Annotated in this window: 22 protein-coding genes; 9 read left to right on the top strand and 13 right to left on the bottom strand. The window is 52.4% G+C overall.

The features are described 5' to 3' along the window. The first annotated feature begins 158 nt into the window (after positions 1 to 158). Both sseA and timP read left to right on the top strand, forming a co-directional pair. Entirely contained in the window at positions 159 to 1004 is an 846-nt protein-coding gene (sseA, locus tag ACU8XX_RS06585; RefSeq protein WP_000108626.1) for a 3-mercaptopyruvate sulfurtransferase, read from the top strand. 661 nt (positions 1005 to 1665) lie between these two features. Beyond that, complete coding sequence (timP, locus tag ACU8XX_RS06580) at positions 1666 to 1791, top strand: small toxic inner membrane protein TimP (RefSeq protein WP_001380605.1); 126 nt, start codon at positions 1666 to 1668, stop codon at positions 1789 to 1791. Positions 1792 to 1821: 30 nt separating this feature from the next. Here timP and sseB read toward each other — a convergent pair whose 3' ends face one another. From sseB to trmJ, 11 genes are all read right to left on the bottom strand, one after another. Continuing rightward, the gene (gene sseB, locus ACU8XX_RS06575; RefSeq protein WP_001295479.1) at positions 1822 to 2598 is read right to left on the bottom strand and encodes an enhanced serine sensitivity protein SseB; all 777 of its coding nucleotides are present in this window, start codon (positions 2596 to 2598) and stop codon (positions 1822 to 1824) included. 141 nt (positions 2599 to 2739) lie between these two features. After that, positions 2740 to 4023, bottom strand: a complete 1284-nt coding sequence (gene pepB / locus ACU8XX_RS06570; protein ID WP_000133580.1) for an aminopeptidase PepB — start codon at positions 4021 to 4023, stop codon at positions 2740 to 2742. Positions 4024 to 4080: 57 nt separating this feature from the next. Next, positions 4081 to 4281, bottom strand: coding sequence for a Fe-S cluster assembly protein IscX (gene iscX, locus ACU8XX_RS06565; RefSeq protein ID WP_000523616.1), 201 nt, complete (start codon positions 4279 to 4281; stop codon positions 4081 to 4083). A gap of 11 nt (positions 4282 to 4292) precedes the next feature. Further along, complete coding sequence (gene fdx, locus ACU8XX_RS06560) at positions 4293 to 4628, bottom strand: ISC system 2Fe-2S type ferredoxin (protein ID WP_001124469.1); 336 nt, start codon at positions 4626 to 4628, stop codon at positions 4293 to 4295. Between the two features lies 1 nt (position 4629). Continuing rightward, a complete protein-coding gene (gene hscA / locus ACU8XX_RS06555) occupies positions 4630 to 6480 on the bottom strand; it encodes a Fe-S protein assembly chaperone HscA (protein WP_001196613.1) in 1851 nt (616 codons plus the stop codon). 16 nt (positions 6481 to 6496) lie between these two features. Continuing rightward, the gene (gene hscB / locus ACU8XX_RS06550; RefSeq protein WP_000384413.1) at positions 6497 to 7012 is read right to left on the bottom strand and encodes a co-chaperone HscB; all 516 of its coding nucleotides are present in this window, start codon (positions 7010 to 7012) and stop codon (positions 6497 to 6499) included. Positions 7013 to 7107: 95 nt separating this feature from the next. Further along, on the bottom strand, positions 7108 to 7431 hold the full coding sequence (iscA, locus tag ACU8XX_RS06545; RefSeq protein ID WP_000028953.1) for an iron-sulfur cluster assembly protein IscA: 324 nt from the start codon (positions 7429 to 7431) through the stop codon (positions 7108 to 7110). Positions 7432 to 7447: 16 nt separating this feature from the next. Beyond that, a complete protein-coding gene (iscU, locus tag ACU8XX_RS06540) occupies positions 7448 to 7834 on the bottom strand; it encodes a Fe-S cluster assembly scaffold IscU (protein WP_000331707.1) in 387 nt (128 codons plus the stop codon). Positions 7835 to 7861: 27 nt separating this feature from the next. Then, positions 7862 to 9076, bottom strand: coding sequence for a cysteine desulfurase (gene iscS / locus ACU8XX_RS06535; protein ID WP_001295373.1), 1215 nt, complete (start codon positions 9074 to 9076; stop codon positions 7862 to 7864). 240 nt (positions 9077 to 9316) lie between these two features. Further along, positions 9317 to 9805: a Fe-S cluster assembly transcriptional regulator IscR gene (iscR, locus tag ACU8XX_RS06530; protein ID WP_001241356.1), complete on the bottom strand. Its 489-nt coding sequence runs from the start codon at positions 9803 to 9805 to the stop codon at positions 9317 to 9319. Between the two features lie 269 nt (positions 9806 to 10074). Next, on the bottom strand, positions 10075 to 10815 hold the full coding sequence (gene trmJ / locus ACU8XX_RS06525) for a tRNA (cytosine(32)/uridine(32)-2'-O)-methyltransferase TrmJ (RefSeq protein WP_000940019.1): 741 nt from the start codon (positions 10813 to 10815) through the stop codon (positions 10075 to 10077). Positions 10816 to 10933: 118 nt separating this feature from the next. On the opposite strand from trmJ, the gene suhB reads away from it, so the two are divergent. The 3 genes from suhB (at position 10934) to csiE (ending at position 14207) form a co-directional block, all read left to right on the top strand. Next, positions 10934 to 11737, top strand: a complete 804-nt coding sequence (suhB, locus tag ACU8XX_RS06520) for an inositol-1-monophosphatase (protein WP_000553451.1) — start codon at positions 10934 to 10936, stop codon at positions 11735 to 11737. Between the two features lie 144 nt (positions 11738 to 11881). Beyond that, the gene (locus tag ACU8XX_RS06515; protein ID WP_016242301.1) at positions 11882 to 12736 is read left to right on the top strand and encodes an alpha/beta hydrolase; all 855 of its coding nucleotides are present in this window, start codon (positions 11882 to 11884) and stop codon (positions 12734 to 12736) included. A 190-nt stretch (positions 12737 to 12926) separates the two neighbouring features. After that, entirely contained in the window at positions 12927 to 14207 is a 1281-nt protein-coding gene (gene csiE / locus ACU8XX_RS06510; RefSeq protein ID WP_000982994.1) for a stationary phase inducible protein CsiE, read from the top strand. Here the strand turns inward: csiE and ACU8XX_RS06505 are convergent. After that, the gene (locus ACU8XX_RS06505) at positions 14199 to 15338 is read right to left on the bottom strand and encodes a 3-phenylpropionate MFS transporter (protein WP_000244193.1); all 1140 of its coding nucleotides are present in this window, start codon (positions 15336 to 15338) and stop codon (positions 14199 to 14201) included. The genes csiE and ACU8XX_RS06505 overlap by 9 nt on opposite strands. Before the next feature lie 159 nt (positions 15339 to 15497). Beyond that, positions 15498 to 16388, bottom strand: a complete 891-nt coding sequence (gene hcaR / locus ACU8XX_RS06500) for a DNA-binding transcriptional regulator HcaR (RefSeq protein ID WP_000423257.1) — start codon at positions 16386 to 16388, stop codon at positions 15498 to 15500. A gap of 135 nt (positions 16389 to 16523) precedes the next feature. On the opposite strand from hcaR, the gene hcaE reads away from it, so the two are divergent. From hcaE to hcaB, 4 genes are read left to right on the top strand one after another with little or no spacing between them, the layout of a single operon-like run. Beyond that, positions 16524 to 17885, top strand: a complete 1362-nt coding sequence (gene hcaE / locus ACU8XX_RS06495; protein WP_000211172.1) for a 3-phenylpropionate/cinnamic acid dioxygenase subunit alpha — start codon at positions 16524 to 16526, stop codon at positions 17883 to 17885. Continuing rightward, entirely contained in the window at positions 17882 to 18400 is a 519-nt protein-coding gene (gene hcaF / locus ACU8XX_RS06490) for a 3-phenylpropionate/cinnamic acid dioxygenase subunit beta (RefSeq protein ID WP_001276076.1), read from the top strand. The genes hcaE and hcaF overlap by 4 nt, the downstream gene beginning before the upstream one ends. After that, positions 18400 to 18720 (top strand): bifunctional 3-phenylpropionate/cinnamic acid dioxygenase ferredoxin subunit, encoded by a 321-nt coding sequence (locus ACU8XX_RS06485; RefSeq protein WP_001080102.1) that lies wholly within the window; start codon positions 18400 to 18402, stop codon positions 18718 to 18720. The genes hcaF and ACU8XX_RS06485 overlap by 1 nt, the downstream gene beginning before the upstream one ends. Next, a complete protein-coding gene (gene hcaB / locus ACU8XX_RS06480; protein WP_001281377.1) occupies positions 18717 to 19529 on the top strand; it encodes a 3-phenylpropionate-dihydrodiol/cinnamic acid-dihydrodiol dehydrogenase in 813 nt (270 codons plus the stop codon). The genes ACU8XX_RS06485 and hcaB overlap by 4 nt, the downstream gene beginning before the upstream one ends. Positions 19530 to 19538 lie beyond the last annotated feature (9 nt).

Here is a 19538-nt window from a genome sequence, read left to right as displayed (position 1 = left end):
TGCGTGAGAATTTACGTTATGTAATTCAGTATCACGCCCATACAATCCGAATTTTAGTGAGAATTGTGGCTCAGACAGCCAAATCAGCCTCTTTTGCTTGTCGCTTTTCACTAAACATCCGACAATTTAGCCTAACCCCGGCAAAAATGGAGATGCCTATGTCCACGACATGGTTTGTAGGAGCCGACTGGCTCGCCGAACATATTGATGACCCGGAAATTCAGATTATCGATGCCCGCATGGCGTCGCCTGGACAGGAGGATCGTAACGTTGCTCAGGAGTATCTGAATGGACATATTCCCGGCGCAGTGTTTTTTGATATCGAAGCGCTTTCTGATCACACTTCCCCGCTTCCGCACATGCTGCCGCGCCCGGAAACGTTCGCCGTGGCGATGCGTGAATTAGGCGTTAACCAGGATAAGCACCTGATTGTCTATGACGAAGGTAATCTTTTCTCAGCCCCACGAGCATGGTGGATGCTGCGCACCTTTGGTGTAGAGAAAGTGTCGATTCTGGGGGGTGGACTTGCAGGCTGGCAGCGCGATGATCTGCTGTTAGAAGAAGGTGCAGTAGAGCTGCCGGAAGGAGAGTTTAACGCCGCGTTTAATCCTGAAGCCGTGGTGAAAGTAACCGATGTATTATTGGCAAGCCATGAAAATACGGCGCAAATTATTGATGCCCGCCCGGCTGCACGTTTTAACGCAGAAGTTGATGAACCTCGCCCAGGTTTACGTCGCGGACATATTCCCGGAGCACTGAATGTTCCGTGGACGGAACTGGTGCGCGAAGGCGAACTAAAAACGACCGATGAACTGGATGCGATATTTTTTGGTCGCGGCGTCAGCTACGACAAACCAATTATCGTCAGCTGCGGCTCTGGTGTAACGGCAGCCGTGGTTTTGTTAGCACTCGCGACGCTGGATGTGCCAAACGTGAAACTGTACGACGGCGCATGGAGTGAATGGGGCGCGCGGGCAGATTTACCGGTTGAGCCAGTGAAATAAGTATTTTACAGGCAATAAAAAACCGCCGAATTTGGCGGTTTTTTATTGCTAGTCTGGTTCGCGGCCTTTCCAGCAGGTTGACTTGTGTTACATGAGCAACGCAGGTGCTTCACAGCAAAACAATACTCACCAGTAACTCTCTTTTTGTCAAGCAAAAGAGAGTAATTATTGTTTATTTAGCGTATTATCGACACCGGCCCTTTCCGCCGTGTTCGGTAATAAAATAACCTGGCTTATTAGTCCGAATTCAGACAAATATAAACAAATCCTGCTCAAAATTAAAAATTCTAACCGGTAAAAGATATTACTTAAACATGTAAATTCACTTTCCTTTAAAAAACAAAAAACCGCCAAAATCAGGCGGTTTTTTGTTGCTGGTCCGGTTCGCGGCCTTTCCAGCAGGTTGTATTACCGTAGTAATGCAAGCGCGTCTCAGCGGAGACAATACTCGCCAGTAACTCTCTTTTTGTCAAGCAAAAGAGAGTTATTATTGTTCTGTTAGTGTATTATCCACTGCGGCCCTTTCCGCCGTCTCGCAAACGGGCGCTGGCTTTAGGAAAGGATGTTCCGTGGCCGTAAATGCAGATGTTTCACAGCGCTTGCTATCGCGGCAATATCGCCAGTGGTGCTGTCGTGATGCGGTCTTCGCATGGACCGCACAATGAAGATACGGTGCTTTTGTATCGTACTTATTGTTTCTGGTGCGCTGTTAACCGAGGTAAATAATAACCGGAGTCTCTCCGGCGACAATTTACTGGTGGTTAACAACCTTCAGAGCAGCAAGTAAGCCCGAATGCCGCCCTTTGGGCGGCATATTTTAGATTATCCGATTCTGTTTAAAGTCACGCAAAAAACCACCCCAGCGACGTTCATAGAATGGCGCAATATGTTCGGTAATAAAGTGGCTAATTCCTTTTTCCCCTTTTTTCACCTGACAAATATCGATTGGTTCATCGCCAGGTAATGTATCGGTCGCTACACTTCCCGTCGCCTGAATAATTTCTTCGATATCACCATCGGCTTCAATGCCAATAAGTAAATTAGGCTGTGCCTCTTCGTTCTCTTTAATTGAACAAATAAAAGCACGCTTCACCGGCTTAATGGTTTTAAATAAGGTGGTGAGTGAATCAATCATTTGTGCTGGCGGCTCTGCGACTTCCGATAATATCAGCGATTCACCGCCTTCCAGGATTTCCTGGCTGCTCAGCGGATTTCCCTCTTCACCAATCAACAAACTGATTTCACGCGGCATAAATTCTTTACCGGTTGGCAGTTTGGCATTAAGGAAGAGCGTTTCGCCAAGTGTCATCTCAAACAGCGTGCGAACGGGCATTACGACAAATGCCTGTTCGTCTTCAACCGCCTGTTGAAGTGCTTCTAACGAGGTGAAAAAAGGAATGACGCTGGTGCCGTCTTCTTTTTCCCAGTGCTGTAAATCAAGCGCGCTATCTTCAACCACAGCCTCGCCCTGCGCCGCCGTACCAGGCACCCAGACGGTGGATTCCAGTAGAGTACGGAAAAAGGCCGGGCGGTGCGCCGGTTCAGTTGCTGCTTTTTCCAGCAGGTCTTCAAGTTCGTTTTTTGTTTCGGACATAAGAACCACAATTCATTCAACGTTCGGGGCGCAAATGCCTGATGCGCTACGCTTATCAGGCCTACAAGGGATTCGCAATTTGTTGAATTTGCAGAATTTGTAGGCCGGATAAGGCGTTTACGCCGCATCCGGCATATTAGTTTACGCCGTTAACAGATTAGCTATCGTGCGCACACCAAGTCCCGTAGCGCCCGCAGACCACTGTTCAACCGGCGCTTTACGGTAAGTCGCCGAGCAGTCGATATGCAGCCAGCCTTGCTGATAGTTCTCAACAAAGTGCGACAGGAAGCCCGCCGCCGTGCTCGCGCCTGCCGGATACGCCGCGCTTCCGGTATTGTTCAGTTCGGCAAAGTTAGACGGCAGCTGGCTGCGGTGGAACTCCGCCAGCGGCAGACGCCAGAACGGTTCGTTCTCCTGCGCGGCACTCGCCAGCAAGCGACCGGCCAGCGCATCGTCAAAACTGAACAGCGCGTGATAATCATTACCCAGCGCAGTTTTCGCCGCCCCGGTGAGGGTCGCCGCATCAATGATCATTTCCGGTTTCTGCGCACTGGCATCAATCAGACCATCGGCAAGCACCAGACGCCCTTCGGCATCAGTGTTCATCACTTCAACTTTTTTACCGTTGCGATAGGTGATGATATCGCCCAGCTTGAACGCATTGCCGCTAATCAGGTTATCCGCACAGCAGAGGAACAGCTTCACGCGCTTGTTCAGTCCGCGCGTAATGGCAAATGCCAGCGCCCCGGTAACCGTTGCCGCGCCGCCCATGTCCGACTTCATCGAGTCCATAAACGCAGTCTGTTTGATGCTGTAGCCGCCGGAGTCAAAAGTGATACCTTTACCTACCAGGCACGCGTACACTGGCGCTTCTTTATCGCCAGTTGGGTTGTAATCCAGCGCCAGCAATACCGGAGAACGTTCTGAACCGCGTCCGACGGTGTGCAGCCCCATATAACCTTGCTCACGCAGATCTTCGCCTTTGGTGATCCGATAAGTCACACGATCGCCCGCGACGTTGCTGATCAGATCAACAGCACGCTGTGCCAGTTGCGATGGTCCCAATTCTTCTGCCGGTGCGTTGATGGTGTCACGCACCCAGTCGATGATCATCAGGCGGTTATCCAGTTCCTGGCGCTGGGCATCGTCCAGATCCGGCCACTCCACTTTACGCGTGCCTTTCGGGGCTTTGTAACCTTGCCAGAATGCCCAGCAGCGATCCGCATCCCAACCTTCACCGCTTAACTGAACATGCTTGATGCCCAGACCGTCAATCTTGCGGGCCGCACGCTGGATCAGCCCCAGATCGTCTGCCCCGTTCAAATGCAGGGTAATGCCATCATTATTAATGCTGTAAGTTGCTTTTTCTCCCCAGCGCGCGTCGGCAGGTTGGGTAGAGAGGGTAATTTTCATCGCTTCTGTCATTTTAGTTATCCTTATTCGTTTAACAGCAAAACGGGCTACCCCAGGCAGCCCGTTTATTCATTCGGCCTCGTCCAGCCAGACTAACAAAATCGCTTCGAGGATTTTCTCGTTGGATGCCTGCGGGTCGTCGTCGAAATCTTCCAGATCGCAAATCCACTGATGCATATCGGTGAATCGAACCGTTTTCGGATCAAGATCGGGATACGCATCGTACAGTGCTTCGCCAATTTCGCGGCTATCGGTCCACTTAAGTCCCATACTAACCTCTGTTAATGCTCACGCGCATGGTTGATAGTGTAACGCGGGATTTCGACTACTAAATCTTCGTCGGTAACGCGCGCCTGGCAGCTTAAACGGCTTTCCGGCTCCAGTCCCCAGGCTTTGTCCAGCATGTCGTCTTCCTGCTCTGAGCTTTCCGGCAGTGAGTCAAAACCTTCACGAACGATGCAGTGGCAGGTGGTGCAAGCACAGGATTTTTCACAGGCGTGTTCAATCTCGATACCGTTACGCAGAGCTGCGTCGAGAATGGTTTCACCGCTATTAGCTTCCAGAACAGCGCCATCAGGGCAGAGATCCTGATGAGGCAAAATAACAATCTTTGGCATATTAAACCTCGTCCACGGAATGGCCTTTCAGCGCACGACGAACCGACTGGTCCATGCGGCGAGCGGCGAAATCCTGGGTTTGTTTGTCTACGTTTTTAATCGCTTGTTCGATGGCGTCAACATCATCGCCCTGCGCCACTTCACTCAGGTGAGCGGCAGCATCGTCAATGACCTGACGTTCTGCGGCGCTTAACAGCGCGGCATCAGCAGCCAGCGCGCCGTGCAGACTTTCCAGCACACGCGCCGCTTCTACTTTTTGTTCTGCCAGCATTCGGGCTTTTACGTCCTGCTCGGCATAGCTCATTGAGTCTTTGATCATCGAAGCGATTTCGCTATCGGTCAGACCGTAAGACGGTTTGACCTGAATAGACGCCTCAACGCCGGTGGATTTCTCCATCGCCGTCACGCTCAAAAGACCGTCGGCATCGACCTGGAACGTCACGCGAATATGCGCACCGCCAGCCGGTAGCGCCGGAATACCACGCAGCGCAAAACGCGCCAGTGAGCGGCAGTCCTGCACCAGTTCGCGCTCACCCTGCATTACATGGATAGACATCGCCGTCTGACCATCTTTAAAGGTGGTGAAATCCTGAGCGCGGGCCACCGGAATAGTGGTATTACGCGGAATCACTTTCTCCACCAGGCCGCCCATCGTTTCGAGGCCCAGCGACAGTGGGATCACATCAAGCAACAGCATTTCGCTGTCTGGCTTGTTACCCACCAGAATATCCGCCTGAATCGCCGCGCCAATAGCGACGACTTTATCCGGGTCGATGGAAGTCAGCGGTGGACGACCGAAAAATTCGCCTACCCGTTCACGCACCAGCGGCACGCGAGTAGAACCGCCCACCATCACCACTTCCAGCACTTCATCAGCTTCTACACCCGCGTCTTTCAGCGCGCGACGACAAGCCAGTAAGGTTCGTTTTACCAGTGGCGCGATCAGTTCATTGAATTGTTCACGGCTGATTTCGCCCTGCCAGCCCGCAACGTTAACGGTCACGGAGTCCGCATCGCTCAGCGCGATTTTGGCTGCAATGGCGGCATCCAGCAGTTCACGCTGAACGCGGTTATCGCTACGATCAGGAATGCCCGCCTGCTCGCGAATGTAATCCGCCAGCAGATGGTCGAAATCATCGCCGCCGAGCGCGGAATCACCGCCGGTTGCCAGCACTTCAAACACGCCGCGACTTAAGCGCAGAATGGAAATATCAAACGTCCCGCCACCGAGGTCATAAACGGCGATCACGCCTTCCTGACCGGAATCCAGCCCGTAGGCGATAGCCGCAGCGGTCGGTTCGTTAAGTAAGCGCAGGACGTGAAGGCCCGCCAGACGCGCCGCGTCTTTGGTGCCCTGACGCTGGGCATCGTCAAAGTACGCCGGAACGGTGATAACTACACCATCCAGCTCGCCTGCCAGGGCTTCAGTTGCCCGCGCCGCCAGTGCTTTGAGGATGTCCGCAGAAACGCGCACCGGGTTCAGCAGCCCCGCCGCCGTTTCAATCATCGGCAGGCCGTTTTCGCTGGCCTGGAATTGATAAGGCAGATGCGGATAGCGTTGCTGGATATCAGCCAGCGAGCGTCCCATCAGGCGTTTAACAGAACTAATTGTGTTGGCGGTATCGAGCGCTGCATTAGTACGCGCGTCATAACCCACCGAATGCCCTTGCTGTTGATAGTGAACAACAGATGGCAGCAGGTGACGGCCTTCATGATCGGCTAACGTTTCGGCCTGACCGCTGCGCACTGTCGCCACCAGCGAGTTGGTTGTGCCCAGGTCAATACCGGCCGCCAGACGACGCTGATGCGGCGCAGCACTCAAACCAGGTTCACTAATTTGTAATAAGGCCATGTTTAGCTTCCAGAAATTAAAAATCGAGCAGTTTTTCTTCGAGTTGTTCGGCACTGCTTCGCAGTTTATCGAGAAAACGCAGCTTACGCACGGTATCCGCCGCCGCGTCCCACGTCTCGTTGTCTAACTGTTCAACCATCAACTGATGGCGGGTATCAAACATCTTTTTCACACGTTTGATAAAGCTTTCCAGCCGCGCTTCATCTTTCGCCTGTTCGATCTCGTCCAGCTCTTCGCGCAGCTCCAACTGTTCCATCAGGAACGCGGTGTCGCGCACAGTATGCTGCTCGCTGGCGAGATCAAAGCCGTGCAAAGAAAGCAAATATTCCGCGCGCATTAACGGATGACGCAGCGTTTGCCAGGCCTGGTTAATGGTTGCAGATTGCTGTACGGCGGCGAGTTGTTCCGCCTGGCTTCCGCTGGCGAATTTATCAGGATGATACTGACGTTGTAGATCCTGAAAACGCAGGCTCAGCGCCTGGGTATCGAGTTGATAGCGGGCAGGCAAGCCAAAGAGGGTGAAGTAATCCATAACATTCTCAGGGCTGCGATCCGCCGCGATAACGGCGAATCAGGTAAAACAAACCCCACGCGCAGGCGACCACGGTGGGGTTATCGGTATGCGCATCAAACGTGGAAGCTTTCGCCGCAACCACACTCATCTTTGACGTTCGGGTTGGTGAATTTAAACCCTTCGTTCAGGCCTTCTTTTACGAAGTCCAGCTGCGTACCGTCCAGAAATTGCAGGCTCTTGCCATCGACCACGACTTTCACGCCTTTGTCTTCAAACACGATGTCTTCCGGCGTCGGTTCGTCAACAAATTCCAGTACATAAGCCATACCTGAACACCCGGAGGTTCTCACGCCCAGACGCAGGCCAAACCCTTTACCGCGGTTAGCCAGAAAGGTATTTACTCGCGCTGCTGCACTGTCGCTCAGTGTAATCGACATAACCAAACCTCAACTCTTATTTTGCTTCACGTTTGCTTTTATAGTCCGCAATGGCGGCTTTGATCGCGTCTTCTGCCAGAATAGAACAGTGAATTTTCACCGGCGGCAGTTCAAGTTCTTCAGCAATATCGGTGTTTTTGATCGCCTGCGCTTCGTCGAGAGACTTCCCTTTCACCCATTCGGTGACCAGGGAGCTGGAAGCGATAGCGGAACCGCAGCCGTAAGTTTTAAAACGCGCGTCTTCAATGATACCTTCATCGTTGACTTTAATCTGCAACTTCATCACGTCGCCACAGGCCGGTGCACCCACCATGCCGCTGCCGACGTTCTCGTCGTTGTTGTCAAAGGAACCCACGTTACGCGGATTCTCGTAATGGTCGATAACTTTTTCGCTGTAAGCCATTATAAATTCTCCTGATTCCGATACCGATTAATGATGAGCCCATTCGATGCTGTTCAGATCCACGCCCTGCTTGTACATTTCCCACAGCGGAGAAAGGTCACGCAGACGACCGATGGATTTACGAACTAACTCGATGGTGTAGTCGATCTCTTCTTCAGTAGTAAAACGACCTAAAGAGAAACGGATAGAGCTATGTGCCAGCTCGTCGTTCAGCCCCAGCGCGCGCAGCACGTAGGACGGTTCGAGGCTTGCTGACGTACAGGCGGAACCGGAAGAAACCGCGAGGTCTTTCAGCGCCATAATCAGCGACTCACCTTCAACGTAGTTGAAGCTGACGTTGAGAATGTTCGGCGCACCGTGTTCCAGGTCACCGTTCAGGTAAACTTCTTCGATATCTTTGATGCCGTTCCACAGACGGTTACGCAGTCCGCGCAGACGTTCCATCTCGGTCGCCATCTCTTCTTTTGCGATGCGATAGGCTTCGCCCATTCCGACGATCTGGTGAACAGGCAGAGTGCCGGAACGCATACCGCGTTCGTGACCGCCGCCGTGCATTTGCGCTTCGATGCGTACGCGCGGTTTACGACGCACATACAGCGCACCAATACCTTTCGGGCCATAGATTTTGTGACCGGAGAAAGACATCAGGTCAACTTTCAACTGGCTCAGATCGATAGGCAGTTTGCCCACGCTCTGGGTTGCATCAACGTGATAGATAATGCCACGAGCACGGCACATTTCGCCGATAGCCGCGATATCCTGTACCACGCCGATTTCGTTATTCACGTGCATGATAGAAACGAGGATGGTGTCGTCACGCATCGCTGCTTCAAGTTCTTTCAGGTCGATAATGCCGTTACGCTGCGGTGCCAGGTAGGTGACTTCAAAACCTTCGCGCTCCAGCTGACGGCAGGTATCCAGTACCGCTTTGTGTTCAGTTTTGCTGGTGATGATGTGCTTGCCTTTTTTCTGATAAAAGTTGGCTGCACCTTTGATCGCCAGGTTGTCAGATTCGGTTGCACCAGAGGTAAAGACGATTTCACGCGGATCAGCGCCGACCAGATCGGCAATCTGATTACGGGCGATATCTACCGCTTCTTCAGCCTGCCAGCCGAAACGGTGAGAACGGGAGGCCGGGTTACCAAAGGTTCCGTCCATCGTCATAAACTGCATCATTTTCTCGGCAACACGCGGGTCCACCGGCGTGGTTGCGGAGTAGTCGAGATAAATCGGTAATTTCATTGCTCTATAAACTCCGTACATCACTCAATGCAAGGAACCAGGCTACCGGCTGGATGTACGACCGTGTTTACGGAGCGCGATACGCCCCGGCCTGATTCTAATATCTTGTTATCTTTAACCTAACTGTTTCGGGTTTCAGCAAGTTGACAAACTTACGAATCTCCGGGAGCTTACATAAGTAAGTGACCGGAGTGAGTATGTGCAGTCAACGCAGATGCAACACGAAACAGGACGGTTAAATTAAGCGCGTAACTTAACGTCGATCGCGTCTTGTATGCGGGTGCGTGGCGCGTCGTGAGTATGCTGACGACCAGACACATCCAGCACTTCCTGGTTATTAACCAGTTCGCCTAAAGTAATGTTGTTGAGAAAACCGGTGAGACGGTCGCTCAAATCACGCCACAGCGCGTGGGTCAGGCATTTATCACCGCCCTGGCAGCCGCCTTTACCCTGACAACGGGTAGCATCTACAGATTCGTCAACGGCGCTAATCACTTCGCCAACGGCGATGCTGCTGGCATCTTTGCCTAACAGATAACCACCGCCTGGTCCACGTACGCTGGAAACCAGACCATTTTTACGCAGACGGGAAAACAGTTGTTCCAGATAAGAAAGGGAAATTCCCTGACGTTCGGAAATATCAGCCAACGGTACCGGGCCCGCTTCAGAGTTGAGCGCAACGTCAAGCATTGCGGTCACGGCATAGCGCCCTTTAGATGTCAGTCTCATGTCTTACTTCACCTCAAACTCGCCCCTGCCCGGGGTTTTTTATTGTAAAAGTGGGGGTATTGCATAGCAGGGTCAAGTCTGACATTCCCGAGTAAATTGGTCAACTATTTACTTGACTGATTTAGTCGGGTATTTAACCTTCAGTGCCATTTTTTTATCGTGGTGTTTGTACCTGTTGTCGGATGCGGCGTGAACGCCTTATCCGACCTACGGTTCTGTTCACTGTAGGCCTAATAAGACGCATTACGCGTCGCATCAGGCAACGGCTGTTATTCGGCCTTGTTACCTTTATTCTGCTGCTCAATAGAAGCCAGAATCCCGCGCAGGATATTCAACTCCTGGCTTTCCGGGCGCGCACGGGTAAACAGACGGCGCAATTTATTCATCACCTGCCCCGGATGGTTTTCACGGATAAAACCGGTTGCCAGCAGCGTTTGTTCCAGATGACCATAAAAACGCTCCAGATCATCGACCAGCGGATACGGCGTCTCTTCATGCTCGACCTGCTCGCCATTTTCCTGAGTTGCCAGCCAGGCCATGCGCACTTCATAGGCAATAACCTGAACCGCCATCGCCAGGTTCAGCGAGCTGTATTCCGGGTTAGCCGCAATCGCGACATGATAATGGCATTTCTGCAACTCTTCATTGGTCAGGCCGACACGTTCGCGACCAAAAACCAGCGCCACCGGGGTATTTGCCGCTTCAGCAACGCTTTTCAAACCGCATTCGCGCGGGTCGAGCATCGGCCACGGCAGCGTGCGGGAACGTGCGCTGGTGCCCACCACCAGGCTACAACCGGCTAACGCTTCGTCGAGCGTATCGACGATGTGAGCATTACCAATCACATCGCTGGCCCCCGCCGCCAGGGCAATCGCCTGGGAGTCAGGTTTCACCAGTGGATTAACCAGCCACAGATTGGTTAATCCCATTGTTTTCATGGCACGGGCAACAGAACCCATATTGCCGGTGTGTGACGTCTCCACCAGCACAATTCGAATATTTTGCAGCATTGTCTTTCTTCGTCTAAAGATTATTCGCGCATCTTATCATAAAACGAAGACAGATGCCGATCTCGCTGCTATACTCTGCGCCGTTTTCCCGTTCTTTAACATCCAGTGAGAGAGACCGATGCATCCGATGCTGAACATCGCCGTGCGCGCAGCGCGCAAGGCGGGTAATTTAATTGCCAAAAACTATGAAACCCCGGACGCTGTAGAAGCGAGCCAGAAAGGCAGTAACGATTTCGTGACCAACGTAGATAAAGCTGCCGAAGCGGTGATTATCGACACGATTCGTAAATCTTACCCACAGCACACCATCATCACCGAAGAAAGCGGTGAACTTGAAGGTACTGATCAGGATGTTCAATGGGTTATCGATCCACTGGATGGCACTACCAACTTTATCAAACGTCTGCCGCACTTCGCGGTATCTATCGCCGTTCGTATCAAAGGCCGCACCGAAGTTGCTGTGGTATACGATCCTATGCGTAACGAACTGTTCACTGCCACTCGCGGTCAGGGCGCACAGCTGAACGGCTACCGTCTGCGCGGCAGCACCGCTCGCGATCTCGACGGTACCATTCTGGCGACCGGCTTCCCGTTCAAAGCAAAACAGTACGCCACTACCTACATCAACATCGTCGGCAAACTGTTCAACGAATGTGCAGACTTCCGTCGTACCGGTTCTGCGGCGCTGGATCTGGCTTACGTCGCTGCGGGTCGTGTTGACGGTTTCTTTGAAATCGGTCTGCGTCCGTGGGACTTCGCTGCAGGCGAGCTGCTGGTTCGTGAAGCGGGCGGCATCGTCAGCGACTTCACCGGTGGTCATAACTACATGCTGACCGGTAACATCGTTGCTGGTAACCCGCGCGTTGTGAAAGCCATGCTGGCGAACATGCGTGACGAGTTAAGCGACGCTCTGAAGCGTTAATGACTCAGGCGGGTGATATCACTCACCCGCCCTCGCCTTTCAGGCGCTATTCCGAAATACTTCCTCACCGCTTTACTTTCTTTCGTCACTCTCCCACCATCTTTCCCCGATTAATGGATGATAAAGAAGTCGCAAGGAAAGGTTATGGCACTGCCAGTGAACAAACGCGTTCCCAAAATTCTGTTTATTCTCTTTGTTGTTGCCTTCTGCGTTTATTTAGTGCCGCGCGTTGCCATCAACTTCTTCTATTATCCTGACGATAAACTTTACGGTCCCGACCCCTGGTCGGCGGAATCCGTCGAATTTACGGCTAAGGACGGTACTCGTCTGCAAGGCTGGTTTATTCCTTCTTCGACGGGCCCTGCTGACAACGCTATCGCAACCATCATTCATGCTCACGGCAATGCCGGAAATATGTCCGCCCACTGGCCGCTGGTCAGTTGGTTACCCGAGCGTAATTTCAACGTTTTTATGTTTGATTATCACGGGTTTGGTAAATCAAAAGGCACGCCGTCCCAGGCCGGATTGCTGGACGATACGCAAAGCGCCATCAATGTGGTGCGCCATCGCAGTGATGTAAACCCACAACGGCTGGTGCTGTTCGGGCAGAGTATTGGCGGGGCGAATATTCTTGCTGTTATTGGTCAGGGTGATCGTGAAGGCATACGTGCGGTGATCCTCGACTCCACATTTGCCTCTTATGCAACCATCGCCAACCAGATGATCCCCGGCAGTGGCTACTTACTTGATGAGAGTTACAGTGGCGAAAATTACATCGCCAGCGTCAGCCCGATCCCGCTTTTACTCATTCACGGTAAAGCTGATCACGTTATCCCATGGCAGCACAGCGAAAAGTTGTATAGCCTTGCAAAAATGCCAAAACGGTTGATCCTAATCCCGGATGGCGAACACATTGATGCTTTTTCCGATCGTCACGGCGATGTTTATCGCGAACAGATGGTGGACTTTATCCTTAGCGCGTTGAATCCGCAGAACTAACCCATGATCGCTAGCACGATAATCATTCACAAAACCACCTTAAGACATGCTAATCCACTGGTCAGAACAGTTTAAGATGAGAAAAATTCTGTGACGCTTGCCAACATTTCTGATGATTAGCATTCCCTTCGCCATTTCCCTGAGCAAACTTTAGCTATTCTTATCAATTATGCTTATGGGAGATCTACAGATGATGCCTACGCTTGCTCCACCATCTGTCCTTTCGGCTCCCCAGCGCCGCTGCCAGATCTTGCTGACGCTCTTTCAGCCGGGGTTGACCGCCACCATGGCAACCTTCAGCGAGCTTAATGGTGTGGATGATGATATTGCCAGTCTTGATATCAGCGAAACAGGACGGGAGATCCTGCGCTATCATCAACTCACACTGACGACTGGTTATGACGGTAGCTACCGGGTTGAAGGTACAGTGCTTAACCAACGTTTGTGTTTATTTCACTGGCTACGACGTGGTTTCCGTCTGTGTCCGTCATTTATTACCAGCCAATTCACCCCCGCCCTGAAGAGTGAACTGAAGCGGCGCGGAATTGCGCGTAACTTTTACGACGATACCAATCTACAAGCGTTAGTGAATCTCTGCTCCCGACGGCTGCAAAAACGCTTTGAATCGCGCGATATTCATTTCCTGTGTCTGTATCTGCAATATTGTTTGCTGCAGCACCACGCTGGAATTACGCCTCAGTTTAATCCGCTCCAACGTCGCTGGGCGGAATCCTGCCTTGAATTTCAGGTAGCACAGGAAATTGGACGCCACTGGCAGCGTCGGGCGCTCCAGCCTGTACCACCTGATGAGCCACTGTTTATGGCACTACTTTTTTCCATGTTGCGGGTTCCCGATCCATTGCGGGATGCGCATCAGCGGGACAGACAATTGCGTCAGTCTATCAAACGTCTGGTAAACCATTTTCGTGAGCTGGGAAATGTTCGTTTTTATGATGAACAGGGGTTATGTGATCAGCTTTATACCCACCTCGCCCAGGCGTTAAATCGCAGTTTGTTTGCCATCGGTATTGATAATACCCTACCGGAAGAGTTCGCCAGACTGTATCCACGCCTGGTACGCACCACCCGCGCGGCGCTGGCCGGATTTGAAAGTGAATACGGCGTCCATCTTTCTGATGAGGAAAGTGGTCTGGTCGCGGTGATTTTCGGTGCCTGGCTAATGCAGGAAAACGATCTGCATGAAAAACAGATTATTCTACTGACCGGGAATGATAGCGAGCGAGAAGCGCAGATTGAGCAGCAGTTACGCGAATTAACGTTACTGCCGCTCAACATTAAACATATGTCGGTAAAGGCATTTTTGCAGACAGGCGCTCCGCGTGGCGCGGCACTGATTATTGCTCCTTATACCATGCCGTTACCGCTCTTTTCACCACCGCTGATCTATACGGACCTGACACTGACAACACATCAACAGGAGCAGATCCGCAAAATGCTCGAATCAGCATGAGGGAACAACTTTCGGGCGCAAAAACATTGCCGGAAGCGCCACCAGCGCCATCACCCAGAACACGCCGTGGCCCAGATATTGATACAGGAAACCGGCGAAAACGGTCATGATAGCGATACTGCCGCCCATCGCGACGGCAGAGTAAACCGCCTGTAAACGGATGACTTCGCTACCCTGGCGAGCAGCAATATAACGCATGGCGGCCAGGTGGCAGACCGTGAAGGTGCCGCAATGCAGAATTTGCACCACTATCAACCACGGCAACGCCGTAGTTGCTCCCATAATGCCCCAGCGCACTACGCCGCAAATCGCCGAGATCAACAGCATATCGCGTGCACTACAACGGCGGAAAAGTTTATTACTCAGCGCAAAGATAATGACTTCCGCCACCACGCCCAGCGACCACAAATACCCCACCGCCGAGGCCGAGTAGCCAGCTGCCTGCCAGTAAATGGCGCTAAAACCGTAATAGGCCGCATGTGCCCCCTGCAATAAACAAACGCAGGCCAGAAAGCGCCAGTTCTGGCGAACCAGCGCCAACCACGCTGACCAACCGGTGCTCTCCTGCTGGCGGCTTGCCCCTTGTGGCTGAATCGTCGGACGGATGAGAAAGCCGAGCAGCATGGATGCCACGCCCAACGTCAACAGCGCGAGTATCACCCGATAATCAAACATAGTGACCAGTTTGCCCGTCAGCGCCGAGCCAATGACAAACGCCACCGAGCCCCACAGTCGCACTTTGCCGTAATCAAGCGGGAACTGCTTTTGCCACGTATTCGCCAGTGCATCGGTCAACGGTACCAGCGGTGAGAAAAAGAGGTTAAAGCCAATCATCACCAGCATCAGCCACGCTACGTGCGCCCCCGCCCAGAAGGCGACAGCAAAGAGAAGTGTCAGCAGTGCCAGCACGCGCAAGGCGGAAATCAGGCGGGAAGGATCGCTGACGCGGGGCGCGATGAGCAAACTCCCGAGAAAACGGGCAACCAGACCTGCCCCCAATAACAGGCCGATGGTTTCTGGCGTTAAACCAATCCCTTTAAGCCAGACGCTCCAGAAAGGTAGAAAAATGCCGTAACTAAAAAAGTATGTGAAATAGCCGAGCGCCAACCAGCGCGTGGATTGCAAAACCATGAGTCCCTCCCGTCAGGAGGCGTTAGTCTGGGGTTAATCGAATGTTGGTGCAAGTTGAAAAATAAGAATATTCGAGCCTGCTTCCCGATGTCTGTAACGCCAGTTCACAAGCACTAAAAAACTGAGATCCGCGACGCATGTTGCAAAAATAATGCGTAATTATGCCGTTACGCTTGCCAAACGTTCCTGCACAATGGCGATGAAATCGCGTAATGCCGGCTTCATCTCCCCTTTCTTCCACGCCATCAGTAAAGCAATGGAAGGCACATTTCCGGCAATGGGACGAAAAACAACCTGCCCGGTATTAAAATTATTCATATAACCGGGTATCAAAGTGACGCCCAGCCCCATGCCCACCAGATTCATGGTCACCAGAATATTCGTTGCCACCTGGACGATATTTGGCTGGCTGTTTTCTTGCGCAAACCACGCTTTAACGATCGGCGCAAGCGAACCGGAATACGCCGGATCGGTACTGACGAAATTCACGCCATCCAGTTGCGCGGCGGTGATCTCTTTTTCATGTGCTAAAGGGTGATCAACCGGTAACACCACCACTAATGGTTCGTCAAAAAGCTCCAGATAATCAATCTCCGGGCTATAAACAGGATGGCGCATTAAGCCGACGTCGAGTTCACCACGGCGAATTTTTTCCTCCTGTTGCGTGGTGATTAAACTCACCAGCTCAATCAAGGTGTCTGGCTGTCTGAGACGAAACATCGGTAATACTTTTGGCAATAAATTCACTTCCGCCGATGGCACAAAGCCAATGGTTAATTGTCTGTCTTCCTGAACAATTTTCCGCGCCCGTAATTTGGCATTTTCCGCTTGTTCGAGGATTGCCAGCGCGTCCTGGAGAAAACATTCTCCCGCCGCCGTCAACGCGACTTTGCGCTTATCCCTCACCAGTAACGGAACACCGACACAGTTTTCAAGATCGCGGATCTGGCTGCTTAACGAAGGCTGTGAGGTATGCAGTTTTTCCGCCGCACGGGTAAAGTTCAGTGCCTGCGCCACTGCGACGAAATAGCGTAAATGCCGTAGTTCCATCACCTTCCCCTTGTTATCGAAAAAACGTCTCAGCTGGTAGAAATTAACTATTTCACATATTAGCAACCAACCAGCAACATCCTTATGGCACAAAAATAGAAGGTCAATACATCTTATCTTTCAGGATTAAAAAATATGACCACACCCTCAGATTTGAACATTTACCAACTGATTGACACCCAAAACGGTCGGGTCACTCCGCGTATTTATACCGACCCGGACATTTACCAACTGGAGCTTGAGCGTATTTTCGGTCGTTGCTGGCTATTTCTCGCCCACGAAAGCCAGATCCCAAAACCCGGTGATTTCTTTAACACCTACATGGGAGAAGATGCGGTTGTCGTAGTGCGTCAGAAAGACGGCAGCATCAAGGCGTTTCTCAACCAATGCCGCCACCGGGCCATGCGTGTGAGTTATGCAGATTGCGGCAACACTCGCGCCTTTACCTGCCCGTATCACGGCTGGTCTTATGGCATTAACGGCGAGTTGATCGATGTACCGCTGGAACCTCGCGCCTATCCACAAGGGTTGTGTAAATCCCACTGGGGGCTAAACGAAGTTCCTTGTGTGGAGAGTTATAAAGGGCTGATTTTTGGCAACTGGGATACCAGCGCACCGGGCCTGCGTGATTACCTGGGTGACATTGCCTGGTATCTGGATGGCATGCTGGATCGTCGCGAAGGCGGCACCGAAATTGTCGGCGGCGTACAAAAGTGGGTGATCAACTGCAACTGGAAATTCCCGGCAGAGCAGTTCGCCAGTGACCAGTATCATGCTCTGTTCAGCCATGCTTCTGCCGTTCAGGTATTAGGGGCGAAAGATGATGGCAGCGATAAGCGCCTCGGTGATGGACAAACCGCCCGCCCGGTGTGGGAAACCGCCAAAGATGCGCTGCAATTTGGTCAGGACGGTCACGGTAGCGGTTTCTTCTTTACTGAAAAACCGGATGCTAATGTCTGGGTCGATGGCGCAGTTTCAAGCTATTACCGCGAAACCTATGCCGAAGCAGAACAACGTTTAGGTGAAGTTCGCGCCCTGCGCCTGGCGGGTCATAACAATATTTTCCCCACGCTTTCATGGCTCAACGGCACTGCCACGCTCCGCGTCTGGCATCCGCGCGGCCCTGATCAAGTTGAAGTGTGGGCGTTCTGTATTACTGACAAAGCCGCCTCCGATGAAGTTAAAGCCGCTTTTGAAAACAGCGCCACTCGTGCTTTTGGTCCTGCTGGTTTTCTCGAGCAGGATGACTCGGAGAACTGGTGTGAAATCCAGAAATTGCTTAAAGGCCACCGCGCCCGCAACAGCAAACTGTGTCTGGAAATGGGGCTTGGTCAGGAAAAGCGTCGCGACGACGGCATTCCTGGCATTACTAACTATATTTTCTCAGAAACTGCCGCTCGCGGAATGTACCAACGTTGGGCCGATCTCCTGAGTAGCGAAAGCTGGCAAGAAGTGCTCGATAAAACCGCCGCTTACCAGCAGGAGGTGATGAAATGAGTGCGCAAGTTTCACTGGAGTTACATCACCGCATTAGCCAGTTTCTCTTTCACGAAGCCAGTCTGCTGGATGACTGGAAATTTCGTGACTGGCTGGCACAGCTCGACGAAGAGATTCGTTACACCATGCGCACCACGGTTAACGCGCAAACGCGCGACCGCCGCAAAGGCGTTCAGCCACCGACGACCTGGATTTTTAATGACACCAAAGACCAGCTGGAGCGGCGAATCGCCCGTCTGGAAACGGGCATGGCCTGGGCAGAAGAGCCGCCGTCACGCACTCGTCACTTAATCAGCAACTGCCAGGTAAGCGAAACCGACATCCCAAATGTATTTGCCGTGAGGGTGAATTATCTACTTTATCGGGCACAAAAAGAGCGCGATGAAACATTCTATGTTGGAACGCGTTTCGACAAAGTTCGCCGTCTGGAAGATGACAACTGGCGCTTGCTGGAACGGGATATCGTCCTGGATCAAGCGGTAATCACTTCCCATAACCTGAGTGTACTGTTCTGATGAATCGAATTTATGCGTGTCCCGTTGCGGATGTGCCGGAGGGTGAGGCTCTCCGGATCGATACCTCGCCCGTCATCGCCCTGTTCAACGTTGGCGGCGAGTTTTATGCCATTAACGATCGTTGCAGCCATGGTAATGCGTCAATGTCAGAAGGGTATCTGGAAGATGACGCCACGGTGGAGTGCCCGCTACACGCCGCCAGTTTTTGCCTGAAAACGGGGAAAGCGTTATGCCTGCCCGCCACCGATCCGCTCACCACTTATCCAGTACACGTTGAAGGTGGTGACATTTTCATCGACTTACCGGAGGCGCAGCCATGAGCGATCTGCATAACGAGTCCATTTTTATTACCGGCGGCGGATCGGGATTAGGGCTGGCGCTGGTCGAGCGATTTATCGAAGAAGGCGCGCAGGTTGCCACGCTGGAACTGTCGGCGGCAAAAGTCGCCAGTCTGCGTCAGCGATTTGGCGAACATATTCTGGCGGTGGAAGGTAACGTGACCTGTTATGCCGATTATCAACGCGCGGTCGATCAGATCCTGACTCGTTCCGGCAAGCTGGATTGTTTTATCGGCAATGCAGGCATCTGGGATCACAATGCCTCACTGGTTAATACTCCCGCAGAGACGCTCGAAACCGGCTTCCACGAGCTGTTTAACGTCAACGTACTCGGTTACCTGCTGGGCGCAAAAGCCTGCGCTCCGGCGTTAATCGCCAGTGAAGGCAGCATGATTTTCACACTGTCAAATGCCGCCTGGTATCCTGGCGGCGGTGGCCCGCTGTACACCGCCAGTAAACATGCCGCAACCGGACTTATTCGCCAACTGGCTTATGAACTGGCACCGAAAGTGCGGGTGAATGGCGTCGGCCCGTGTGGTATGGCCAGCGACCTGCGCGGCCCACAGGCGCTCGGGCAAAGTGAAACCTCGATAATGCAGTCTCTGACGCCGGAGAAAATTGCCGCCATTTTACCGCTGCAATTTTTCCCGCAACCGGCGGATTTTACGGGGCCGTATGTGATGTTGGCATCGCGGCGCAATAATCGCGCATTAAGCGGTGTGATGATCAACGCTGATGCGGGTTTAGCGATTCGCGGCATTCGCCACGTAGCGGCTGGGCTGGATCTTTAAGGAAGCACG

The sequence above is a fragment of the Escherichia sp. MAL-1 genome, from assembly GCF_052948035.1.
The sequence above is the reverse complement of the archived record's forward strand: the minus strand, read 5'-3'. Positions and strand labels throughout refer to the sequence as shown.

Coding starts and splice junctions, on each gene's coding strand:
- sseA (WP_000108626.1), top strand. CDS start 159: ATGTCCACGACATGGTTTGTAGGAGCCGACTGGCTCGCCGAACATATT.
- timP (WP_001380605.1), top strand. CDS start 1,666: ATGAAGATACGGTGCTTTTGTATCGTACTTATTGTTTCTGGTGCGCTG.
- sseB (WP_001295479.1), bottom strand. CDS start 2,598: ATGTCCGAAACAAAAAACGAACTTGAAGACCTGCTGGAAAAAGCAGCA.
- pepB (WP_000133580.1), bottom strand. CDS start 4,023: ATGACAGAAGCGATGAAAATTACCCTCTCTACCCAACCTGCCGACGCG.
- iscX (WP_000523616.1), bottom strand. CDS start 4,281: ATGGGACTTAAGTGGACCGATAGCCGCGAAATTGGCGAAGCACTGTAC.
- fdx (WP_001124469.1), bottom strand. CDS start 4,628: ATGCCAAAGATTGTTATTTTGCCTCATCAGGATCTCTGCCCTGATGGC.
- hscA (WP_001196613.1), bottom strand. CDS start 6,480: ATGGCCTTATTACAAATTAGTGAACCTGGTTTGAGTGCTGCGCCGCAT.
- hscB (WP_000384413.1), bottom strand. CDS start 7,012: ATGGATTACTTCACCCTCTTTGGCTTGCCTGCCCGCTATCAACTCGAT.
- iscA (WP_000028953.1), bottom strand. CDS start 7,431: ATGTCGATTACACTGAGCGACAGTGCAGCAGCGCGAGTAAATACCTTT.
- iscU (WP_000331707.1), bottom strand. CDS start 7,834: ATGGCTTACAGCGAAAAAGTTATCGACCATTACGAGAATCCGCGTAAC.
- iscS (WP_001295373.1), bottom strand. CDS start 9,076: ATGAAATTACCGATTTATCTCGACTACTCCGCAACCACGCCGGTGGAC.
- iscR (WP_001241356.1), bottom strand. CDS start 9,805: ATGAGACTGACATCTAAAGGGCGCTATGCCGTGACCGCAATGCTTGAC.
- trmJ (WP_000940019.1), bottom strand. CDS start 10,815: ATGCTGCAAAATATTCGAATTGTGCTGGTGGAGACGTCACACACCGGC.
- suhB (WP_000553451.1), top strand. CDS start 10,934: ATGCATCCGATGCTGAACATCGCCGTGCGCGCAGCGCGCAAGGCGGGT.
- ACU8XX_RS06515 (WP_016242301.1), top strand. CDS start 11,882: ATGGCACTGCCAGTGAACAAACGCGTTCCCAAAATTCTGTTTATTCTC.
- csiE (WP_000982994.1), top strand. CDS start 12,927: ATGATGCCTACGCTTGCTCCACCATCTGTCCTTTCGGCTCCCCAGCGC.
- ACU8XX_RS06505 (WP_000244193.1), bottom strand. CDS start 15,338: ATGGTTTTGCAATCCACGCGCTGGTTGGCGCTCGGCTATTTCACATAC.
- hcaR (WP_000423257.1), bottom strand. CDS start 16,388: ATGGAACTACGGCATTTACGCTATTTCGTCGCAGTGGCGCAGGCACTG.
- hcaE (WP_000211172.1), top strand. CDS start 16,524: ATGACCACACCCTCAGATTTGAACATTTACCAACTGATTGACACCCAA.
- hcaF (WP_001276076.1), top strand. CDS start 17,882: ATGAGTGCGCAAGTTTCACTGGAGTTACATCACCGCATTAGCCAGTTT.
- ACU8XX_RS06485 (WP_001080102.1), top strand. CDS start 18,400: ATGAATCGAATTTATGCGTGTCCCGTTGCGGATGTGCCGGAGGGTGAG.
- hcaB (WP_001281377.1), top strand. CDS start 18,717: ATGAGCGATCTGCATAACGAGTCCATTTTTATTACCGGCGGCGGATCG.